The organism is Sulfuricurvum sp. (assembly GCF_049305995.1).
Classification (GTDB): domain Bacteria; phylum Campylobacterota; class Campylobacteria; order Campylobacterales; family Sulfurimonadaceae; genus Sulfuricurvum.
The window spans coordinates 1-4250 of record NZ_JBAQPS010000220.1 but is presented as its reverse complement, the minus strand read 5'-3'; the positions used below and the strand labels follow the sequence as shown (position 1 = coordinate 4250).

The 4250-nt window shown below is 39.4% G+C and carries 5 protein-coding genes; 4 read left to right on the top strand and 1 reads right to left on the bottom strand.

Features of this window, described 5'->3' with window-relative positions; genetic code table 11:
* Positions 1 to 620 (bottom strand): phosphomethylpyrimidine synthase ThiC (locus tag WA010_RS07610; protein WP_422556530.1); only part of this gene is annotated, 620 nt, incomplete at its 3' end.
* Positions 621 to 838: 218 nt separating this feature from the next.
* On the opposite strand from WA010_RS07610, the gene WA010_RS07605 reads away from it, so the two are divergent.
* The 4 genes from WA010_RS07605 to WA010_RS07590 all read left to right on the top strand — a co-directional run.
* On the top strand, positions 839 to 1960 hold the full coding sequence (locus tag WA010_RS07605; protein ID WP_422556529.1) for a bifunctional 2-C-methyl-D-erythritol 4-phosphate cytidylyltransferase/2-C-methyl-D-erythritol 2,4-cyclodiphosphate synthase: 1122 nt from the start codon (positions 839 to 841) through the stop codon (positions 1958 to 1960).
* The gene (locus WA010_RS07600; protein WP_422556528.1) at positions 1957 to 2844 is read left to right on the top strand and encodes a hypothetical protein; all 888 of its coding nucleotides are present in this window, start codon (positions 1957 to 1959) and stop codon (positions 2842 to 2844) included. The genes WA010_RS07605 and WA010_RS07600 overlap by 4 nt, the downstream gene beginning before the upstream one ends.
* Positions 2822 to 4012: a sulfate adenylyltransferase gene (locus tag WA010_RS07595; protein ID WP_422556527.1), complete on the top strand. Its 1191-nt coding sequence runs from the start codon at positions 2822 to 2824 to the stop codon at positions 4010 to 4012. Before WA010_RS07600 ends, WA010_RS07595 begins: the two co-directional genes overlap by 23 nt.
* Positions 4013 to 4020: 8 nt before the next feature.
* A partial coding sequence (locus WA010_RS07590) for a phosphatidylglycerophosphatase A (RefSeq protein WP_422556526.1) occupies positions 4021 to 4250 on the top strand: 230 nt, incomplete at its 3' end.

The following is a 4250-nucleotide window of genomic DNA, read 5'->3' as shown; positions in this document are numbered from 1 at the left end:
TAGTGCATCATCCATGCCGCCATGAGTGATCCGCCGCGACTGACGATCCCCATTTTGCGTTTCGCCACTTTGGGCATCGTCTCTAACAAAAAGCCTGCATGGATGGTGAAATAACTCACCCCTTGCTGTGCTTGACGCTCTAGTACTTCGAGCATTACTTCGATACTTAAATCTTCGATTTTATTATTAACGTCGTGCAAAATTTGATAGATAGGAACCGTTCCGATAGGAATTTTAGAGTTTTCGATTACCGCGCGGCGAATCTCATCCAAATCTCCCCCCGTCGAGAGATCCATTGCCGTATCAGCTTTATAGTGTTGAGAGACTTGAATTTTCTCAATCTCCCCTTGAACATCACTGGCAATCGCTGATGAGCCGATATTGGCATTGATCTTACAGCGTGCCGCAATCCCGATTGCCATCGGTTCCAAATTTTTATGATTGATGTTAGCTGGGATAATCAAACGTCCGCGCGCCACTTCTGAACGCACCAATTCAGGATCAAGCTCCTCTACTGCAGCAACGTATGCCATCTCTTCGGTAATAATGCCTTGCTTGGCATAATACATCTGAGTTCGGACGGTATCGTTTTCTCTTTTGTCGACCCATTCAGTTCTCATACTTTCTCCTTGATCTTTAAACAAAAGCTTAATTGGACTTATAAATAAGACCCCCTAAAAGGGGCGTATCTCTTTTAATTTACATTAAAAATTTCAAGAGGATTTAGGAAATGAATCCCCTGATATTCTAGATAGCGTATTAGAATTTATCACAAACAAGATAAAAAAAAGCTTTTTATGTGTATAATTTCGTAACAGTTTTTAAAATAGGATACATTTTGTCTGATTTTACCCTTGTTTTACTTGCTGCAGGTAACTCCAGCCGTTTTAAAGTACCGGTAAAAAAACAATGGCTTCGTATTGGGCATGACCCTTTATGGCTTTATGTTACAAACCGTATCAAAACTTCTCTTCCCAATATAACCATTATCCTTGTAGCTCATGCTAATGAAATTCCTTTTATGACATCTATGTGTGATTTCACTATTATTGCAGGTGGAGAGACTCGACAACAATCTCTTAAAAATGCTATTACACACGTAGAAACGCCGTATGTAATAGTTACTGATATTGCACGTGCTTGTATTAACCCTGATCTTATTTTTCACCTTATTGCTGCTAAAGATTCTGCTGACACCATTGTGCCGGTACTTGATGTTCATGATACAGTGGTTTATAATAATGTCACTATTGAGCGGAATCTTGTTAAACGAATTCAAACACCTCAACTCTCTCGTACCAATATTCTCCGCCGTGCTCTTGAAACTGATATTGATTACACCGATGAGAGCAGTGCTATCGTAGCAATCGGTGGAACACGCCATTTTATCCTAGGAGATGAACATGCTGCCAAAATCACCCATGCTTCCGATATCACGACATTAGAATGCTTACCAGCTCCATCCAATATTGTTTTTACGGGGAATGGATTTGATGTTCACCCTTTTGAAGATGCTAAACCGATGTTCTTAGGCGGAGTCAAAATCGAGAGCCCTTTTGGGTTTAAAGCTCACAGTGACGGAGACGTAGCCATTCATGCTCTCATCGACGCATTGCTGGGCGCAGCATGTTTAGGTGATATTGGAATGCTTTTTCCTGATACCAATAATCTCTACAAAAATATTGATTCTAAAGAGCTTTTACAGCAATGTGTTTTAAAACTTCATCAATTTGGTTTTGAAATCACTCATGCAGATATTACCATCATTGCTCAAACTCCAAAACTTTCCCCTTATAAAGAATCCATAAAACATACCCTTGCTTCCCTACTTCATATCCCTAAAGCACGTGTAAATGTCAAAGCAACCACTACCGAGCATCTTGGATTTATCGGACGCGAAGAAGGAGTCGGCGTGATCGCAACCGCATCAGTACACTATTTTGATTGGAAAAATGGATGAATATACTCATTATCGAAAACGAGATTTATCTCGCACAAAGTATCGCGTCTAAACTAAGTGACCTAAGTCATAATTGTGACATTTCCAGTTCTACCAAAGAAGGGCTCCGTGGTATTCCCTACGACGTGGTTCTTCTCTCGACCAATATCAGCGGTCAAGATATCTACCCTGTGATCGAATCGTATAAAAATGCCGTCGTAATCTTAATGGTGAGCTATGTGAGTAATGATACCGTTTCCAAACCACTTGCTGCAGGTGCTAAAGATTACATCCTCAAACCATTTATGATTGAAGAACTCATCCGTAAAATTCAACATTTTCAAAATCATGAACGTTTACGCCGTCAAAATCAAACCTATGAACGTTATTTATCTCATACGTTTAATGCTATCAATGTCGATGAAGATTTAGATAAAACAGAACTTCCTCTATTCATTTGCAGCGGATATCAAAAATATGCCGATGCTTTTGCTTTTCGCTATGCTGCGCATCATGATAAAATGCTCCAATTTATCTCCCTCTCTTCGGCTAAAGCATTTAGCGACATCGCAGCAGTTGGAAATAATTCTACTTTATTTATCACCGATTTTCAAAATCTCAAAAAAAGTGATCATAAACCGTTTTATGAACTGATTACAGGAAAAGCATGTATCGTTTCAAGTACTGACTATATAGATAATCCTCCCTTCAAACTCATTGAGATAGAAAGTGAAAATCATCTTTTTGATCAAGGAGAAATTTTGCCGATCGAAGAGTATGTCAAATATATTATGATCCATTTCCAAAATCGCTTTCCCGATACGGAACTCTCTAAAAAATTGGGTATTTCACGTAAAAGCTTATGGGAAAAGAGAAAGAAATATGGTATCGTCAAGAAAAAATAAAGCACTTTTTATTGACCAAGAGGCTGTTTCCGCCCTTATTTTGCTCAAATCCGGAATGTTAGCCCCTGTCAACCGTCTCATGAATGAAAATCAAAGCAAAGAAGTATTATCGAGCGGGATGTTTCAAGGTCAAACATTTCCGTTTCCTCTAATCCTATCTCCTAATGGAAAAGTAAATGAGACGATCCTTGTTTCAGCCAAAAAAGGGGAAACTCTCGATCTTATGTGCGATAATCTACTCGTTGGTGAATTAGTAGTAGATGAAATCTACCCAATTGATCCACGTGAACGATTACGTCAAATTTATGGTACAGAAGATCTCTCCCATCCAGGTGTCAATGCAACTCATAAACGACTTGGAAAATACGCTATTTGTGGTGATTATTCTATCGATCTCGCTCCTGTTCAGTCAATTCAAACTATGATCAAACAAGCAAAAGAACAAACTGGAGCAATACATATAACGGCTTTATTTATGGCAGCGAATCCTCTTCACCGCGCCCATGAACGTTTTATCCGTCAAAGCTTAGAACGCACTGATCTTGTCATCATTTTTCTCCTCAAACCGTACAATAATGCCAATTTAGATTATGAACTTCGATACCAAATACTCCAATATTTTGTTGAGAACTTTCTTCCTCGCAATCGCGTTATTATCGTACCCTTAGAGAGTAGTTATATTTTTGCCGGTAGTAACGAGGTTATTCTCGATGCAATCGTAGCAAAGAACTACGGATGTAATCGTTTAGTTATCGGTCAAAATCATGCCGGAATCGGGATGTACTACGATCACAATGCCAATAAATCAATTATTGATCAACTTATCGGAATTGATATTGAAGTAAGTATTGCTAGCGAATATGTTTACTGCAATCAATGTAAAACGCTCGTAAGTGTCCAAACCTGCCCCCATGGACACCACCACCACATCTCATACCATTCTGAATCAATTTTAGAGTTAATGCAGCAAGGACTCCTTCCCCCTGCTGTTCTTGTACGTAAAGAGATATCCGCTATGATTGTCGCCACTCTCTATCCAAACCGATTTAAAAATTTGGCCAAACTTTATTATGATATTATGCCTGTCAATGGTCTACTCGAAGAACATAGTGAAAAAGATTTTTACGTTGAACTGATGCGCCTCTACCAGACGACTTCACTTACATAAGGAAATAAATGAATTGGTTTTTTCTCACCGTCGGATACAGCGGTCTCTCACCGAAAGCCCCCGGAACGATGGGAACTATCGCTTCCCTCCCATTGGGAATCGCGATACTCCTCTTTCTCGGACCGCAAACCCTCTTTTTAGCCACGATTCTGATCACTCTGGTCGCGATTAAAGCTATAAATAAACATGAACATATCTCTAACGAACATGATGACAGTCGTATCGTTATCGATGAACT